Source organism: Pseudoalteromonas marina (genome assembly GCF_000238335.3).
Taxonomy (GTDB): domain Bacteria; phylum Pseudomonadota; class Gammaproteobacteria; order Enterobacterales; family Alteromonadaceae; genus Pseudoalteromonas; species Pseudoalteromonas marina.
In genome coordinates this window covers 492,270-510,262 of sequence record NZ_AHCB03000005.1, presented here as the reverse complement: position 1 = coordinate 510,262, position 17,993 = coordinate 492,270, and the positions used below count along the sequence as shown (strand labels likewise).

General features: G+C 39.7%; 16 protein-coding genes. 6 read left to right on the top strand and 10 right to left on the bottom strand.

Annotated elements, in window-relative coordinates; all coding sequences use genetic code 11:
* Positions 1–190: 190 nt before the first annotated feature.
* From PMAN_RS02405 to tkt, 7 genes are all read right to left on the bottom strand, one after another.
* Positions 191–619, bottom strand: coding sequence for a hypothetical protein (locus PMAN_RS02405; RefSeq protein ID WP_010555833.1), 429 nt, complete (start codon positions 617–619; stop codon positions 191–193).
* A 125-nt stretch (positions 620–744) separates the two neighbouring features.
* Positions 745–1,440, bottom strand: coding sequence for a hypothetical protein (locus PMAN_RS02400; protein ID WP_010555832.1), 696 nt, complete (start codon positions 1,438–1,440; stop codon positions 745–747).
* A gap of 314 nt (positions 1,441–1,754) precedes the next feature.
* The gene (locus PMAN_RS02395) at positions 1,755–2,210 is read right to left on the bottom strand and encodes a GNAT family N-acetyltransferase (protein WP_010555831.1); all 456 of its coding nucleotides are present in this window, start codon (positions 2,208–2,210) and stop codon (positions 1,755–1,757) included.
* Between the two features lie 71 nt (positions 2,211–2,281).
* The gene (locus PMAN_RS02390) at positions 2,282–3,517 is read right to left on the bottom strand and encodes an NRAMP family divalent metal transporter (protein ID WP_010555830.1); all 1,236 of its coding nucleotides are present in this window, start codon (positions 3,515–3,517) and stop codon (positions 2,282–2,284) included.
* Between the two features lie 142 nt (positions 3,518–3,659).
* Positions 3,660–4,016 carry a ribosome hibernation-promoting factor, HPF/YfiA family gene (gene hpf, locus PMAN_RS02385; RefSeq protein ID WP_006791946.1) on the bottom strand — a complete coding sequence of 119 codons (357 nt, stop codon included), beginning with the start codon at positions 4,014–4,016 and terminating at the stop codon, positions 3,660–3,662.
* 180 nt (positions 4,017–4,196) lie between these two features.
* Positions 4,197–4,511 (bottom strand): pyrimidine/purine nucleoside phosphorylase, encoded by a 315-nt coding sequence (gene ppnP, locus PMAN_RS02380; RefSeq protein WP_010555829.1) that lies wholly within the window; start codon positions 4,509–4,511, stop codon positions 4,197–4,199.
* A 264-nt stretch (positions 4,512–4,775) separates the two neighbouring features.
* The gene (tkt, locus tag PMAN_RS02375) at positions 4,776–6,767 is read right to left on the bottom strand and encodes a transketolase (protein ID WP_010555828.1); all 1,992 of its coding nucleotides are present in this window, start codon (positions 6,765–6,767) and stop codon (positions 4,776–4,778) included.
* A gap of 305 nt (positions 6,768–7,072) precedes the next feature.
* On the opposite strand from tkt, the gene metK reads away from it, so the two are divergent.
* The 5 genes from metK (at position 7,073) to serA (ending at position 11,499) form a co-directional block, all read left to right on the top strand.
* A complete protein-coding gene (metK, locus tag PMAN_RS02370) occupies positions 7,073–8,224 on the top strand; it encodes a methionine adenosyltransferase (protein ID WP_006791943.1) in 1,152 nt (383 codons plus the stop codon).
* Positions 8,225–8,387: 163 nt separating this feature from the next.
* The gene (locus tag PMAN_RS02365; protein WP_010555827.1) at positions 8,388–8,936 is read left to right on the top strand and encodes a hypothetical protein; all 549 of its coding nucleotides are present in this window, start codon (positions 8,388–8,390) and stop codon (positions 8,934–8,936) included.
* A 20-nt stretch (positions 8,937–8,956) separates the two neighbouring features.
* Positions 8,957–9,553 (top strand): 5-formyltetrahydrofolate cyclo-ligase, encoded by a 597-nt coding sequence (locus PMAN_RS02360; RefSeq protein ID WP_010555826.1) that lies wholly within the window; start codon positions 8,957–8,959, stop codon positions 9,551–9,553.
* Positions 9,554–9,606: 53 nt separating this feature from the next.
* On the top strand, positions 9,607–10,260 hold the full coding sequence (rpiA, locus tag PMAN_RS02355) for a ribose-5-phosphate isomerase RpiA (RefSeq protein WP_006791940.1): 654 nt from the start codon (positions 9,607–9,609) through the stop codon (positions 10,258–10,260).
* 9 nt (positions 10,261–10,269) lie between these two features.
* Entirely contained in the window at positions 10,270–11,499 is a 1,230-nt protein-coding gene (gene serA, locus PMAN_RS02350; protein ID WP_006791939.1) for a phosphoglycerate dehydrogenase, read from the top strand.
* A gap of 76 nt (positions 11,500–11,575) precedes the next feature.
* Here serA and PMAN_RS02345 read toward each other — a convergent pair whose 3' ends face one another.
* Positions 11,576–12,508, bottom strand: coding sequence for a hypothetical protein (locus PMAN_RS02345; protein ID WP_010555825.1), 933 nt, complete (start codon positions 12,506–12,508; stop codon positions 11,576–11,578).
* Between the two features lie 75 nt (positions 12,509–12,583).
* Positions 12,584–13,969, bottom strand: coding sequence for a DNA repair protein RadA (gene radA, locus PMAN_RS02340; protein ID WP_010555824.1), 1,386 nt, complete (start codon positions 13,967–13,969; stop codon positions 12,584–12,586).
* A 358-nt stretch (positions 13,970–14,327) separates the two neighbouring features.
* On the opposite strand from radA, the gene PMAN_RS02335 reads away from it, so the two are divergent.
* Positions 14,328–16,805, top strand: coding sequence for a PilZ domain-containing protein (locus PMAN_RS02335; RefSeq protein ID WP_010555823.1), 2,478 nt, complete (start codon positions 14,328–14,330; stop codon positions 16,803–16,805).
* Between the two features lie 25 nt (positions 16,806–16,830).
* Here PMAN_RS02335 and serB read toward each other — a convergent pair whose 3' ends face one another.
* Positions 16,831–17,850: a phosphoserine phosphatase SerB gene (serB, locus tag PMAN_RS02330; protein ID WP_010555822.1), complete on the bottom strand. Its 1,020-nt coding sequence runs from the start codon at positions 17,848–17,850 to the stop codon at positions 16,831–16,833.
* Between the last annotated feature and the right edge of the window lie 143 nt (positions 17,851–17,993).

The window sequence follows — 17,993 nt, the reverse complement described above, 5'->3', positions numbered from 1 at the left end:
AATGCATATAACGAGGCTGTAGAATAACTCCAATAGCCCAACGGTTTGAAAAACAAGCTCCTGTAATCGTTCCTAAGCTCTTTTACTGAATGAGGTAATACATTTGGAACCCGGAAAAAAGACTGATTTTCTTTAAAAAACGTAATACTAGAGCCTCAACGCTGTTTTTTGTCCGACTTGAAAACCCTTGTTACGTGTTGTCATTTTCCTTACGCCAATTACTAAATTTTCTTTTATTTTTATATTTAACTTCAAGGATATCAGCTGATAACGTTGCTTGCAGTATTTTTGCGTATGCTTGGTTAAGACTATTAAATTGAACCGTACTTGAGTCACCCAAATCGTGATGTTTTGCATGATTTTTAGCTCCATTCCTTAACCTGCGATAATTAGCCTTGGAAATATTTTGTCCTCCAGCCTCGCTCAAAGATATGTTGAATAACTTATGCAAAGATTCAAATGGATTATTTCCTGTTTTCTCATGCGCTAAAGCTGTAAAAATTTCTTCAGCGGCACCTGCTAGAGTTAAAGCAGATATATACCTTTTAACAACAAGCAGTTCGATTGCGTCTTCTAACTGCTCCTTAGCTAGATTGATCTTCTTGCTATGATTTGGCACTTAGACACCTACGTCCGCATAACGGGCAAAATACGTAGGCTATAACACAGAGCGAAGCGAAGGAAGCCTACGTGTTTTTGTCCTTAGCGAGCGTAGCGAGTGTTAATGCGTTTGTTAGAGCACTCTCACCCTCTCTTTTTTGGAGGCGGAGGAGGCTGCTTTTTATGATTTATAATCATCCGCGGAGGTGGCGGAGGTGGCGGTGGCCCCTTTTTGGAATCTGTCATATTTAATACCTTTTGGATTACTTTAATTGGTGCAACAATTTTAATTTCATCTATGCTGTCCTTCGAGTCTAATTCATAAATGAAATATGGGAAAAAGCTCAGGATTGATAAGGCTGCAGCTGTTGCAAGTATGCCTACACCCAAATACAAACTTCTGGCCCTTTTTTCATTAATTTCAGAGTTAAATGAACTGCATTCAATAAAATAATTAAGTACAGTTTCATCGTATAAGTTAGTAGCTTTACTGCCTTCCTTAAAATTTGAGTCACCGTAATGTTCCATTAAATCTTGTCTGTACTGTTCCATAGTTGAAGCCAAGGGTATGAGTTTATATTTTGAGCCGCCCCACGCTTTTTTCATGAAAATTAAAGAGATCAGAGTAAGCGTTACTGACAGCAAAAAAAGAACACTGAAGATGGCAACTCCAGTAGGTGAATTACCAAAGTTAACCTCTTTTATCATATACGCTTGAAAGCCAATTAAAAGCACGACAGCTGCTATCGGAATCTGCAGCCGACTATCAAATATCCCACTTCTTTGTATTTCAAAAAAATATATTTCTTTATGAAAGCTCAAAAGATTTTGACTACTCATATTCTTCCTTGAGTGCTCTAACAGCTTATTGAACACCACTTTGGTGGTTTATAACACACCAAAACGGTGTATATTACATACCCTAATAATTTCACCAACAATTACCTTTGTAAACAAGTAATTAAAAAAGCTAGGAATTAGCATGTTATTTTACCCCAAAACAGCGTTTAATAATGTTATCGGACAAAATTAGATTTCTACTGAAAACACAGGAATAAATTTATCTTTTTCAGTGGCTGCTTCTCGCTCTGAACAGCCATGCGGATAATATTTAAATCATACAACTACAAACGTTACTTCTCGGTCATTTTAGTTTAAACCGATTTACTCATAAACAGGCTATACGGATCTAGTTCATAATTCCCAAACGGTTCGCACTCTTTAAAACCAAATTGGACGTAAAGCTTTTGTGCGGGTAAAAATGCCTTAGCAGTGCCGGTTTCTAAGCTAAGTTTTTTATAGCCTCGCAGTGTTGCTTGCTCAATAATATGCGTGAGTAACTTAGCGGCTATGCCTTGGCGTAAATAGTTGCTTGAGGTGCGCATTGATTTAATTTCGCCATGCGTGGCATTGAGCACTTTTAATGCGCCAACACCCGCTAAATTATTATCAATCCATAAACTATAAAAAGTTATATCGGGCTGAGTGAGTTTAGTTACATTAAGTGCATGTACGCTCTCAACGGGTGAGTGTTTTAGCATATCGTTATGATGCGCTTGTAGTAGCTTTATAACGTGAGGGTTTGAAAGCTCGCCTGTTCTAATATCCATTTATGCCTCGTTTAATCCTAAAATTTTATATTTTAGGGCTTAAATTAAAACCCTAAAGTAAGTGGCTATATTTAGGCTGCTAGTTTCCACGCCACAAACGCAACAGCAAAACCAACTAAATACACTAAGCCTAGCCACGTTAAGCTACGCAGTAATACGCTGTGCTTAATAGCTGGCTCTGAGCGAACTAGGCTAAAGTTAAGCCATGCAAAAACGGGGGTGGTTACAAAAGCAAGTGTCATGGCAAAGGTAAGCATGGGGCCAAGAGCTGATTTAAAAAATAAAATAACGGCCATGCCAGCTAGTGCTTGTAGTATTAACCAAATATTTAGGCTGTGTTTTGATTGCCCAAAACCAAGCAATTTATGTGACTCGTTAAGTGTACGTGCGTAGCCGTCAAGCACGGTAAGTGTAGTGCCAAACATACATAAAAAAGCAATAGCTGATACCAGCGGCCTTGCCCACTCGCCAATAGTCAGTGCGTACATATCAATAAGCTGTTTAGCAAAGGCAACACCGCCAAGCTCAATACTGCTGCTTTGCCCGTATTGCACCAGCACACCTAAGCTAAAAAATACCAATGCTAAGCAGGCTGTTAGCCAATAGCCTACGTTAAAATCAAACAAGCCTTGGCTTTTAGTAACCACTTGCTGAGTTTGTTTTTCTTTGAGCCATAGCGAGCTGAGGGCCGATATTTCTATGGGTGCTGGCATCCAGCCCATTAACGCGACCATAAAGCTGAGCATAGCCAGCTCGTACGGTGACGGGCCAACATAGTCAGCTGGCGCCATTGGGCCATTGCTAAACGCAATAACCAGCGCAATAACAGTAGCCAGTGTTAATAACCCCATAATGCCTTTAGCAACGCTGTCGAGCGCTTTAAAGTGCCCTAACAACAATATGGCTAAGCAAACACCGAGCAATATCCAACATAGCAGGGTTACCTCTATCACTACAGGCAGTGCGTAATGCAGCAAGCTGGCGGTAAGTAGTAATACGCCTGCGGTATTAACAACTGCTGCCAGTATGTTTAGGCCTATAAAACTATAAAAATACACCGGGCCTTTGTTTTTATAGCCTTCTACTAAACTGTTTTTAGTGGCTAAGGTATATTCCATACCAAAGCGAAAAAACGGATATTTTAATACGTTAACAGCCAGTATTAACCAAAATAGTTGCCAGCCAAATAGCGCGCCAGCCTGAGTAGATGCAACTAAGTGAGACCCGCCAATTGCTGCGGTTGCCATTAAAATACCAGGGCCTAGTGCGCCTACGTGAGATTTCCAAGAAGTGTGTGTTTGCTGCATTAATTTCTCAAATTATGTGTGTTATTCACTCTGGTTATTAATTTTCACAATTAATAACACCGAAGGCTGCATAACTTACCTAAATTAAAGGCAATAAAAAAGAGCCGTAAGGCTCTTTTTTATAGTACTTTGGGACTAAAAATTATTTTAGTTCCATCTCTTGGATGATTTCGTGCGCTATTTCTGGCGTTGTACTTACAGGCTTTTCGTGTAAATTTGCTTTTATTTGCCCTTTTCGATGTTTTAGTGCTGCATCGAGTTTTTTAGCTGCGCTTGCAATAGCTGGGTACATTACTTCGTTTTCCCCTTTTACTGATATTCGCGCACCTTCGTAATTTGTGCTAATTTCGGCTTGGATTTTATGATGCTCTTTAGACAAGATCATATCGAGAGAAATAAGTGATGGAAAGTGGCTCTCAATTTTAGAAAATTTTTCGTTGATGTGCTCTCTAATAGAGTCAGTAACTTCAACATGGTGACCAGAAAGATTAATTTTCATAGGGTATCCTTTTATTTGTTACCTCATAAGTAGTATTGGGGGCTATTTAGATTAACACAAGGAAAAAAGAGAGATATTTGAGGTTTATTTGCGGTTTTTGGTGATTTAAATCATGTGTTGCGCAAAGTTTATGCAAAGCCCATAAACCATGGGCTTTCAGACGTCTAGCTGTGCTAGCTATTAATCTGTGTACGAGCAACAGTAGTCGGCAAAATCACTTACTTTTACTTTAAAGCTTACGTTAGCGTCTACATTAAATGACTCGCCCGCAGAAAACGTTTTCCACTCGCTTGCCCCTGGTAATAAAATATCCCACTGGCCACCTAAAAGCTCCATGAGTTCTTTTTTACTGGTATCGAATACAAACTCACCCGGCTGCATAAAGCCTAATGTTTTTGTAGTTCCATCGCTAAATACAACCGTACGGCTTGACACTTTACCGTCAAAATACACGTTGGCCTTTTTAACTACGCTTACATTTTCAAACTGAGACATTTTAGCTCCTGCTATTAATTTAAAGATCTTTATTTATAAATTTTATCGCACTACCTTGCCTGATAGCTTACTTTCTTGCAAGAAAAGCAGTAACGCTTAATACCAATTCGCAATAATACTTAGTCATTTTTAGGGGCTAAAAGTGTCGCTATCTGCGTTAAAAAATCCTCATTTAGAACAAGATGAAGTTGTTTCATATATGGGCATAAAAAAACCCGCACGTTGGCGGGTTTTAAGTTACTTAACTTATTTAATCAAAAACGATTAAAAAAGTGCGTTTGCTTTACTTACAATGTTTTCAACCGTAAAGCCAAAGTGCTCAAACAACTCGTTAGCTGGTGCAGACTCACCAAAGGTGGTCATACCGACTACGGCGCCATTTAGGCCTACATACTTGTACCAGTAATCAGCAATACCTGCCTCTACCGCTACGCGACGAGAAACGCTTGCTGGTAATACGCTTTCTTTGTACTCAGGCGATTGATCTTCAAATGCATCAGTACATGGCATAGATACAACACGTACCTTTTTACCTTGGCTGCGTAATTCAGTAGCTGAATCTTGTGCTAATTGCACCTCAGAACCGGTTGCAATAATAATTAGCTCTGGGTTGCCGTCACAGCTAAGGATGTAACCACCCTTTTTGACGTCGCTTAGCTGTTGTGCGCCACGCGCCTGTTGCTCAAGACCTTGACGTGTGAATATTAACGATGTAGGGCCGTCTTTACGTTCAATAGCTTGTTGCCATGCAATTGCTGACTCAACTTGGTCACACGGGCGCCAGTTATAAAGGTTAGGCGTTAAACGCATGCTGGCAATTTGCTCTACTGGTTGGTGAGTTGGACCATCTTCACCTAAACCAATTGAATCGTGCGTGTATACAAAAATGCTTGGTTGCTTCATTAATGCAGCCATACGAACCGCGTTGCGTGCGTATTCCATAAACATTAAGAACGTTGCACCGTAAGGAATAAAGCCTTTATGAAGTGCAATACCGTTCATAATTGCCGACATACCAAACTCACGCACACCGTAGTAAACGTAGTTACCACTTGCATCGTCCGCTGTTAGGCCTTTAGAGCCTTCCCAAATTGTTAAGTTTGAACCTGCTAAATCGGCAGAGCCACCCATAAATTCTGGTAATAATGGACCAAATGCATTTAATGCATTTTGTGACGCTTTACGAGATGCTGGATTTGCCGGGTTTGCTTGTAATTGCTCAATATACGCTTGTGACTTTTCAGCCCAATCGGCAGGTAAATCTGAATTTGTACGGCGTTTGTACTCAGCTGCAAGCTCTGGGAATGCTTTTGCATAGGCTGCAAACTTTTCGTCCCAGCTTGATTCAAGCTCTTGGCCTTTAGCTTTTCCATCCCACTGTGCGTAAATGTCTTCAGGGATTTCAAATGCATCACCCGTCCAACCTAAAAACTCACGCGATGCTTTAATTTCGTCATCGCCAAGTGGTGCACCGTGACAGTCGTGACTACCCGATTTATTCGGTGACCCGTAACCAATAATTGTTTTACAACAAATTAGTGTTGGTTTATCAGTCACGCTTTTTGCTTCGCTAATTGCAGCACTTACTGCATCGCTATCGTGGCCATCAACGTCACTAATTACGTGCCAGCCGTACGCTTTAAAACGTGCAGGTGTGTCATCGCTAAACCAGCCTTCAACTTCACCATCAATAGAAATGCCGTTGTCATCCCAAAAAGCAACCAGCTTGCCTAGGCCTAATGTGCCGGCAAGCGAACAGGCTTCATGCGAAATGCCTTCCATTAAACAGCCATCACCCATAAATGCGTAAGTGTGGTGATCAACAATGTCGTGACCTTCACGGTTAAATTGTGCCGCAAGCGCTTTTTCAGCAATTGCCATGCCTACCGCATTTGTGATCCCTTGGCCTAGTGGGCCCGTAGTGGTCTCGATACCTGGCGCATAACCGTATTCTGGGTGGCCTGGTGTTTTAGAGTGCATTTGACGGAAGTTTTTAATTTCGTCCAACGGTAAATCATAACCACTTAAGTGCAATAAAGAATAGATAAGCATTGAACCGTGGCCGTTTGACAGTATAAATCGATCTCGGTCTGCCCACTCTGGATTTGATGGATTATGTTTTAGATAATCGCGCCATAATACTTCTGCGATATCAGCCATGCCCATAGGGGCTCCAGGGTGACCAGATTTGGCCTTTTGTACTGCGTCCATTGACAAGACGCGAATAGCATTTGCAAGTTCTTTGCGAGATGGCATGAATTCTCCTACCTTATATATGTATTTGCGCGGGTATTTATGTGTTCGTTTATGTACTCAAGTTACAAGAGCACTTTTATTGCGACCATTCTTACTTATTGTGGGGGCTGTGTGCAATTAAAAACCCTATAAAAATGAGGTATTATGAATATTTTTTAAGACCATAATGTCATAACTAATTTAATTTAGACGTCTAGGCGTAAAAACACTATGCAAGGTGTTTCGTTTTAGATAAAATACGCCCCTTAATTTTTTAGCGCTAATACCGACGTTTGTGAAGCGCAATATTTGTGAGCATAATTACAATGGCAAAACATTTATTTACTTCTGAATCTGTTTCTGAAGGTCATCCGGATAAAATCGCCGACCAAATCTCTGATGCGGTTCTTGATGCTATCCTAGAGCAAGACTCTCATGCCCGCGTTGCGTGCGAAACATACGTGAAAACAGGTATGGTTATGGTTGGTGGTGAAATCACTACTAGCGCATGGGTTGATATAGAAGAGATTACGCGTAAAACAGTACGTGAAATTGGCTACACTCACTCAGATATGGGTTTTGATGCTGACTCGTGTGCAATTTTGAACACCATTGGTAAACAGTCTCCAGACATTAACCAAGGTGTTGACCGTACTAGCCCAGAAGAACAAGGCGCTGGCGACCAAGGTTTAATGTTTGGTTACGCATGTAACGAAACTGAAGTGTTAATGCCTGCACCTATCACGTATTCTCACCGTTTAGTTCAGCGTCAAGCACAAGTACGTAAAAGCGGCGAGCTTAACTGGTTACGTCCAGATGCAAAATCTCAAGTTACTTTTGCATACGAAAACGGTAAGCCAGTAGGTATTGATGCGGTTGTTCTGTCAACTCAGCACAGCGAAGACATCTCTCAAAACGATTTAGTAGAAGCTGTGATGGAAACCATCATCAAGCCAGTACTTCCTGCTGAACTAATCACAAGCGCAACTAAGTTTTTTATTAACCCAACAGGCCGCTTTGTAATTGGTGGTCCAATGGGTGACTGTGGTTTAACAGGACGTAAAATCATTGTTGATACATACGGTGGTATGGCACGTCACGGTGGTGGTGCTTTCTCTGGTAAAGATCCATCAAAAGTTGACCGCTCAGCTGCATACGCTGCACGTTACGTGGCTAAAAACGTAGTGGCTGCTGGCCTTGCTGATAAGTGTGAATTACAAGTATCTTACGCAATTGGTGTTGCAGAGCCAACCTCTATTAGTGTTGAAACGTTTGGTACTGGTAAATTAGAAGAAGCACGTTTAATCGAATTAATTCGTGAACATTTTGACCTACGCCCTTACGGCTTAATTCAAATGCTTGATTTAGAGCGCCCTATCTATCTTCCTACTGCAGCTTACGGCCACTTTGGCCGTGACGAATTCCCATGGGAACGCACAGATAAAGCTGACGCACTTCGCGCAGCAGCGGGTCTTTAAGACTAAAGCAAAAAAACGGCCCTTTTAAGGGCCTTTTTTATAGCTAGCAATTATGTAACGCAACGCTAATTCATAGTTAAAAAAATAACTATTAATTGGTCCTCGAACTTTTTTATACTTTAGGTATATACTCATTTAATTATAAAGCTTTAGGGATATTTAAATGACCGATAACTTTCGCGTTATGTTTGCTGGACTCGCTGATAACGTTGACTCAAAAACAGCGTGTACAACACTGGCGGCAAAACTAAAAATCTCAGAAGAAAAAGTAGCCTTATTTTTTAAAGGTAAGCCTTTATTTGCGCCTAGCGATAAAAACAAAGCATTAAAACAAGCTAAGCTACTTGTTGGAATGGGTATTAAAAGTAAGCTTCAAGCTGTATCGACAAATACTGAAAAAACTACTCAAACGGTAAGTGATAGCCAGCGAGATGAGCGTATTTTTGACGCATTAGACTACATAACCAGCAGTTTAATCAGGCTAGAAGAAAAACTCGAAGACCTTGAGCAGCGCCTACCTGAAAACCAAACAAAAAACCCTGAAGTAGATGAAGACGAATGGCAAGACGAAGAGCTATTGCTGGACGAGGAGCTAATAACTCAGCCTAAAAAACGCAGTAATGCATTGCTTTATTCGTTAATAGCTACGGTTGTTACGTTGCTTATTATACTTGCGGTGTACTTGGCGTTTCCTGCTTTATTTGCTTTTTAATTAGTTGGTAAGTTTGAAAAATGAGCGATTCACGCGCCCAAATAAGAAAATCTATTCGCGAATTACGTAATAATTTGTCTAATGAACAGCAAAATTTAGCATCTCAATCTTTAAGTATGAATTTTATTCAATACTTAAAAACAAAAAAAACAGCTAAAAACCAACATATCGCCATTTATTTAAGTAACGACGGAGAGCTTGATACCTCATTGTTAATTAAAGAATTATGGAACTTAAATCACGTTATTTACCTACCAGCAATACACCCATTTAATGGCGCCACTTTGCTGTTTCAGCGCTATGAGAAAAACTCACCCATGAAGGCAAATCGCTATGGTATCTTTGAACCTAAGCTAAATTGCAGTCAAATATGCCCTTTACCCGAGCTGGACTACTTACTTATGCCATTAGTTGCATTTGATAATCAAGGTAATCGCTTAGGAATGGGAGGTGGGTTTTACGATAGAACACTGGCTCGTTTACACGATGAAAACTGGCAAAAACCACGACTTATAGGCCTTGCACATGAGTGCCAAAAAGTTGATGTATTGCCAATAGAGTCTTGGGATGTACCGCTTAAAACCATAATAACACCGAACAATAATTACTGCTGGTGATGTGATTATTCGCATACTTACAGCACACGTTTGACATACATGAGCACAAAATAATGACACAAGACGAATTAAAAAAAGCAGCAGCATGGGCTGCACTCGAGTTTGTAAAAGAAAACACGATAGTAGGTGTAGGCACAGGCTCAACCGTTAATCACTTTATTGATGCCCTTGGCACAGTTAAAGACACTTTAGTAGGTGCTGTATCAAGCTCTGAAGCTTCTACAGCGCGTTTAAAAGAGCTCGGTATTGAAGTATTTGAGCTAAACGATATCGATGTACTCGATGTTTACATCGACGGCGCTGATGAAATTAACGCTCAAAATGAAATGATTAAAGGCGGTGGTGCTGCACTTACCCGTGAAAAAATTGTGGCTGCAGTTGCTAAGCAGTTTGTGTGTATTGTTGATGACACCAAACTAGTGGACACATTGGGGGAATTTCCGCTTCCAGTTGAAGTTATTCCAATGGCGCGCAGCTACGTAGCACGTGAGTTATTAAAGTTAGGCGGCGACCCAGTCTACCGCCAAGGTGTGGTTACCGATAACGGTAACGTTATTTTAGACGTATATAATTTAAATATTACCAATGCTAAGCAACTTGAGACAGATATAAATCAAATTGTTGGCGTAGTTACCAATGGCCTATTTGCGATGCGTGGTGCTGATAAAGTAATTATCGGCACTAAAAATGGGCCTCAAATTAAATAGGATGAGGTTATGAGTAAGGTATCGTTAGCAAAAGACAAAATTAAAATTCTCTTGCTTGAAGGTGTGCACCAAAGCGCAGTTGAAACGCTAAAACGAAATGGTTACAGCAATATAGACTACGTTAAAACATCGCTACCTGAAGACGAGCTTAAAGAACGTATTAAAGACGCTCACTTTGTAGGTCTGCGTTCTCGTACTCATATTAACGAAGCTGTTTTAGATGCTGCAGAGAAGCTGATTGCCATCGGTTGTTTTTGTATTGGTACAAACCAAGTTGACTTAAGTAACGCTCGCCAGCGTGGTATTGCTGTATTTAATGCGCCATTTTCAAATACACGCTCTGTTGCAGAGCTAGTACTTGGTGAAATACTGCTTTTACTTCGCGGTATACCTGAGCGAAATGCTGCGGCTCACCGTGGTGAGTGGCTAAAAACAGCAACGGGTTCATTTGAAGCCCGTGGTAAAACGCTCGGTATTATTGGTTATGGCCATATTGGTACTCAGCTAGGTATTATGGCTGAAAACATTGGTATGAACGTCGAGTTTTACGACATTGAAGATAAGCTAACACTGGGTAATGCAAAACAAGTGCATAACTTGACTCAGCTACTTCAGCGCTCTGATGTAATTAGTTTGCATGTGCCAGAAACACCACAGACCAAAAACTTAATCGGTTCGGCAGAGCTTGCGGTAATGAAACAAGGCGCTATTTTAATTAACGCCTCTCGCGGCACCGTTGTTGATATTGATGCCCTTGCAGAATCACTTAGCGAGAAAAAGCTAAGTGGTGCAGCAATTGATGTGTTCCCTGTTGAACCTAAATCTAACGATGAAGAGTTTGTATCGCCACTACGCGACTTCGATAACGTTATTTTAACGCCGCATATTGGTGGTTCAACTCAAGAAGCTCAAGAAAATATTGGTATTGAAGTGGCAGGTAAATTGGCTAAATATTCAGATAACGGCTCTACAATTACCGCCGTTAACTTCCCTGAGGTATCACTGCCAGAGCTTGCTAACCGTAGTCGCTTATTGCATGTTCACCACAACCGCCCAGGTGTGTTAACGCAAATTAACCAAGCGTTTGCGCAGCACGGTATCAATATAGCGGCTCAGTACTTACAAACTGATGAAGCAATTGGTTATGTGGTTATTGACGTTGATACCGACCACTCTGAAGTAGCGCTTAAAGAGCTAAGTGCAGTTGAAGGAACAATTAGAGCGCGTATTCTTCACTAAACATTATCTATAATAAAAGCCGCATTTGATTAAACAAGTGCGGCTTTTTAAATTATGATTTAACGACTTATCGTGATTAGTCGCCTTTAACTTCTAAATTTATAAACTTAACCAGTTCCTCTGGCTTACCAGCTAGCATCATTAATTGCTGGTTAACTTCCATCATAGTTTGGCCTTCAGGCAATTTTGCTGAAACAGTTAACGAATTTAAACCGCTGGCAAAGCTGGTTAACGCATTCGCTATTTCTTCAGTTACAGGCGCTTGCTCTAACTGCTGGGCTAGCATTGCTTGCATTTGCTCAATAGTCATACCTTGCTTTGAAAGCTCACTTTCTAATAACTCTTTAAGTTTACCTTGGTTATTTATAACAAAGCTTGCGTTACGGGGTTCTAGCTTGCTCATTGCTTGCATCATACGTGTTTGCTGTTGCAGTTGCTGCTCATAAGTTAGAGGGGTATCACCCGCTTGCTTTTGTTCTTTGCTCATCGCAAGCGACGTATCCATAAGCGGTTTAGAATTAGCTAGCCCTATGTCCATATTAAAACTGATCACATCTTTAGCATTGAGCTTTACAACCATATCGCTTTCACCAGACTCTTCATTATAATCTAAAGATGAATGCAGATTGTAACTTGCTGATGCTAATATGGCATTTGTGTCAGCAGGCAGTGTGGCAATAAAGTCTTTACTGAGTGTCAGATTTTTTACATCAAGCGATGTATGCGGCGAAATTTTATCGGTTTCGTAGCCTTTAACTTCAATACTTTGAACGTTGGCTACACTCTCGCCCTCAGGGCTTATTACTTCCATACTTGTAATTTCAACACTTTTTGAAATAACACTTGCAGATAAGCCAGCATATTTAAATGTTGCACCCGTTTGCTCACTCACCATGGCCAGCTGCTTGTCTACTTCAACACGAACCTCTTGGGTTGCAACATAGTTAGCATAGCTAACGCCGCCAACACCTGCGGCAATAATCGCTGCAGCTATAATTAACTTTTTCATGTTATTTCCTTATTCTATTTTTTATAAAAATTGTATTAACCCAAGAGTAACATTGCATACCAGTCGCTGTAAGCGTTAATTAATCAGGCTCAATAACTCATGTACCGTTTTTACTGGAATTATTTTAGCGCCTAGGCCTTCCATTGATTTATGGTAGTTACGAAACGGGATAAATATTTCTGTAAAACCATGCTGCGCAGCTTCTTTAACTCGTGGTACGCCGCTGTCTATTGGGCGCACATCACCGTTTAAACTCAACTCCCCCATAATACAAGTGGTTCGAGGCACAACAAATTCGTTCAAACTACTTAGTAACGCAGTAACAAGGGCTAAATCTATACAGGTTTCTGATTCATCAATTTTTAAACCACCCACAATATTAAAAAAGGTGTCGTGAAATATTTTTGTTTTTGTATGTTTACGTAAAATACCTGTGAGCATTTTTATTCGGTTCATATTTAAACCTACACAAACACGCTGTGGAAATTCAGCCTCGGTTTCTGTTGTTAAACATTGTATTTCAAGCAATAGATTCCGATTACCTTTACGGATACAGGTAATAGACGACCCCGGGGATTCAGTCGTCGAGCCCGATAAAAATATCTCACTCGGGTTGTCTACGCTTAACATTCCACGTTCACACATTTTAAAAATACCCACAGTATCAATGTCACCAAAGCGGTTTTTATTGGCACGTAGGGTACGTATTTGTCCATCATTGGTGTCTATGTGTAATAGCGCATCAACAATATGCACCAAGGTTTGCGGGCCTGCAATTTCGTTATTTTTATTCACGTGAGCAATAATAAACATGGTCACATCATTCTGCTTACAATATTGAGTTAATGCTTGAGCAGCACTTTTAACTTGCGAAGGAGAGCCTGGACTGCCATTTGCAGTGTCTGTAACAACGGCTTGAATGGAGTCGATGACTGCAAACTTTATTTTATTTTTATCAAGCTCTTCAATAATGGTCTCAACGCTGGTTTCTGAAAGCAAATAAAGCTCATCGGCGTTATAGTCTAACTTTAAGCGGTTAACACGATTTTTAAACTGCGACAAAGATTCCTCAGCGGTACAGTAAAGAGATGGCATACGCTTTGACATTCTTGCCACCAAGTCAGATAAAAGCGTTGTTTTACCCGCCCCCGGATCGCCCGAAATAATATTTACAGAACCCGTAGTAACACCACCACTTAAAACACGGTCAAGCTCGCCTATTTCTGTGAGTTGTTTTTCGGCTTCAACGGTCGCTATGTCATTAATTTTTTTAGAACCACCACCAATACCTCCGGCATACCCGCCAACACTTGAGCGTGCAGTAGCTTTTTTACTTTGCCCTGCTGAAGGTTTAAATTCAGCTAATGTATTCCACGCACCGCAACGACATTGCCCCTGCCAACGTTGATAGTTCATGCCACACTCTGTACAAACAAACTCTACTTTTGCCGCTTTAGCCATTAATAACCTTATTTATTAATCATTGAATTTAAAAATGCGTACTGTTTTGTTGTTATTTTGCCATTTCATCTATTTACATAGCAACATAGCTTGCCTGTGCAAATTTCTTAAGCCACAATCATTACCTAATTAACTGTTTTACCTTTATATATCTTAGGGCATAGTTTTTGCTTTAAAATTGAATAAAAGTAACTTGCCAATAAAATGGCACATAACACATAATAACAAAAACTAAATGGTAGTTGCTCCAAAACCGTACCTATATTAACAACATAGCACGGTTCACGTTTATTGAATTTCTAATAAATGGATTTAATAGTATACCTACTTTTTCAAAGAGACGGTGATGGTTTTATAAATGGCTGATGACATCATGCTCAAACACGAGTCCCTCGTTAATGAGCTAAAACAATATTTAGGCAACGCCAAGTTTGACCTAATTTTTAAATCAAAAACAGCAGAGCTTACGAAGCCTGAACAGTTTTTAATTAAAATGGAAATGTCGCGCCTTTCTCAGCCTGTCGAGCGCTTTATTGATCTACGCGGTTTAGTTACAGGACAAGTAAAACCTTACGAACATAATGGTAAACAGCACTTTATGGATGAAACGGCCATTGAAGTGTTTGAAAGCGCATTAAAACAGCATGGTAAATACACACTTGCTGTTTACGAAGCGGTTATGAATACGGAAAATAATCACCGCGTAATGCAAAAAGAAGCCGCCGAAAAAGGGAATAAGCAAGAGCAAGAAGATTTACTAAATACCAGTGTTATTAAATTTGCATCTTACGAAAGCCGTGCAGAAGAAAGAATGAATTATTCAATAAAAGTTACTATTGAATATAACGATAAGAAAAATATTAAAGCAAGTACCTCTGATATTTCCTTGAGCGGCTGTAAAATAAAGCTGGCAAAGCGAAACATAATCAGAAAAGGCCAACTAATAGCAATGCGTTTGGTGGGTCTAGAGCAAGACTTTGAACTGGGTTTAAAAAATGGCATTCAATATGAAGTAGTTGCCGTTGAGAATATCTCACGTGAATTTAATCATATTCGTTTAAAGCGAACTTACGTTGAAAATAATGAAGCCTTTGATAACTTTTTAGAAAGCTTTATTCACGGAAATAAACGCCGCTACAAAGTTAATTTAGATAACACACTCGATGCGGTTGTATCAAAAGGTTATGAGCAATATTACATACCTCGTGTTACTTCATTGTATGTGTTTTTAAGTAAAAAAGACGATCAGTATTATCCTAGTTTAAGCCTAACAACCGAAAATAATATTTTTATTCAGCGCTACTTTACCGATGAAAGAAGTGTACCTTGCTTATACAACGTGCTTAACCATAAACGGGTCAGTGGGTTATTAACACAACCAACAGCAGTTAAAGAAGATTACCTGTACACCTTTACACATGTGTCCTCTGGAAAGATTTATTACTATTCAGCAACCCGCACTGAATTAAACAATAATGCCAAACTACGTGATTTATTTTTAGGGTTTGGTAGTCAAAAAGAAAGCTGGCAATGCTTTAAAATTCAAATAATGCCGAGTCATCCTGATGATGCTTACATACCACTTTCACTGCCAAATTCTGCTGGTAGTAAGATTGAAAAACTTAACAAACCTCCTTCGCCTCGCGTTGAAGGATTAGTTAAAGACGTAAAATATATTGTTGTACTAACTAGTATAGGTAATAGCGTTGAGCAATCGCGTTATAAACAAGTAACTTACGATAAAGCTTTGGTCAATCAGCTTAAACTTTTTGGGCATGCCAAACATAAAACGGCTCCCTATTTAGACATTGTTGCGCTTGAGTATGTAAATTTACGCTCGCATAAACGCTATTTATATAAAACCGACGTTAAATTACATATAAATGATACGGTATTGAGTGGACATACACGCGATTTTTCAGTCATGGGACTACAACTAGAGTGCGATCAGCCTGTTAGCTTTAAAAAAGGCGACATTGTCTTTTTAACATTCCCTGATTTACAAAAAATAACTAAAAAGCATGCATTAAACGAACTCAAGTACGAGGTTATGGCTATCAGTAAGTCACTGACCACTGTTAACTTAAAAGCCAATAGAGTGGCTGACTTACCCCATGCTGGCGTTAGTTTTTTTACACAATTGATTGAAAATAACAAAGACAAATTAAAGGTAAGTGAAGAGGCTCCTAAAATTGAAGGGCTTTCTACAGCACTTAGAAACATGGTAACAAAAAGCGTTTGCCAATTTCCGCTGTATTTACACAAAGAAGCGGCACATTTTAAAGTGGGTGCAATTGGTTATGGTTTATATTCAAGCCCGCTGCATGTACTTTTACAAAACTTTGGTTTACTGAGCAATAAAACAGACGTGTCGAGTATAATAACTAACGAGCAAATTTTAAATGTGATCACCCCAAATATAAAAGATCGCAGCAGACAAGATCCGCCACTTGCGTTTACACTGGCAATCAATTTTGATCCTCGACAAGATAAAGTCACCGAAGCTATTCAAAGCCAGTGTATATTAGGTGAAGATTACAGCAGCTTTAATGAACAAATTAGCAAGGGAATTAAGTCTCAAATTATATTTGTTATGCGACTATATATTTCACGTACTGGTCGCCCAGATACAGATTACCTATCCAACGAGCTTAGCTATGTGAGTCAATACGCGTTACATAAAGCTAAAGAGTTGGAAGAAGCTTTATGGTCGGTAACAGGTGTGGGTGATGTGGTTGATATTACTGAAGAAGCTTTAAGTCATTTTGAGTTAGATCAACAAAAGGTTGACCAAATGGGCCGTCGTAAACTGCTTTGGTTAAACCGCTCTCGCTAAGCGGTTTAACGCTAATATGCCATCGTTATTTTTTGTTTAACGGAATAGCAAGCATATAAAGTAACTGTAATAATGAGCCTTTACAAATAGCTGCTTGCGCTTGCTCAACTACTTTTGGTTTACCATGAACAGCAACCCCAAGCCCAGCCTTTGCCATCATAACGAGATCATTTGCACCATCGCCAATCGCCACTGTTTGTATTTTTTCAAGTCCGAGCTTAGCTTGCAAAGACTCTAAAATAACCGCTTTTTGCTGTGCATCCACAATCGTACCAAGTACCTTACCAGTTAATTTATCATCTTTAAATTCAAGCACATTTGCATGTACTTCATCTAAATTAATTAGCTCCTGAACACGCTCTGCAAATGGCACAAAACCGCCCGATGCAATTGCTAAATACCAATTGTGATGTTTTAGTACTTGGCACAAGGCTTTTATGCCCGGCATTAGTGGCAAGGTATTTTTTAATTCTTCAATAAGTTTTTTTTCAATGCCTTTAAGCTTACCTACGCGTTGATTTAAGCTTTCACTAAAATCGAGTTTACCTGCCATTGCGAGGGCTGTTACAGATGCCACATCATCGTACACATTTGCTAAGCGTGCTATTTCATCAATACATTCAATAGTAATCGCTGTTGAATCCATATCCATCACTAACAAACCCGGCTCGTAAAGGTTAGGCGGTGTATTAATTTGTACTAATTGGCACTCTAGTGTTTCTGAAAACGCTTTAAGCGTTAATGGATTAATAGATTGCGTTGTATTTTGAGTATAAAAACACAGTGCTGGAGATAAGCCCAAATCAGGCTGGTATTGGCATAATGCTGTGACCGTTTGCCCGTGGTGAGCTAAAAACTGAATAAACGTATCTATACTTGTCGCATTAAAATCACCTGCAAATGCAATACTAAACAACCCTTCTTGTGTATTTGGAACACCATCAAATAGTGTAAAAATCCCGTTGTTATGAGCAAACCATTGATTGAGCGTTAACATTGACAATGATTGCTGAGAAGTAAGCTGTGCCATGCTGATTTGCGACATGGGATCTCCGTGTTTATTTTTATTCCACTGATATAAAACGAATTGAAGCGGTAATATGAATGCTAAATTCGCCATCGGGGTTAATTTAAGGTTATAGTAGTAGTTGTAACATCAAATCAAAATTCTGTCAGTAGCATATACGG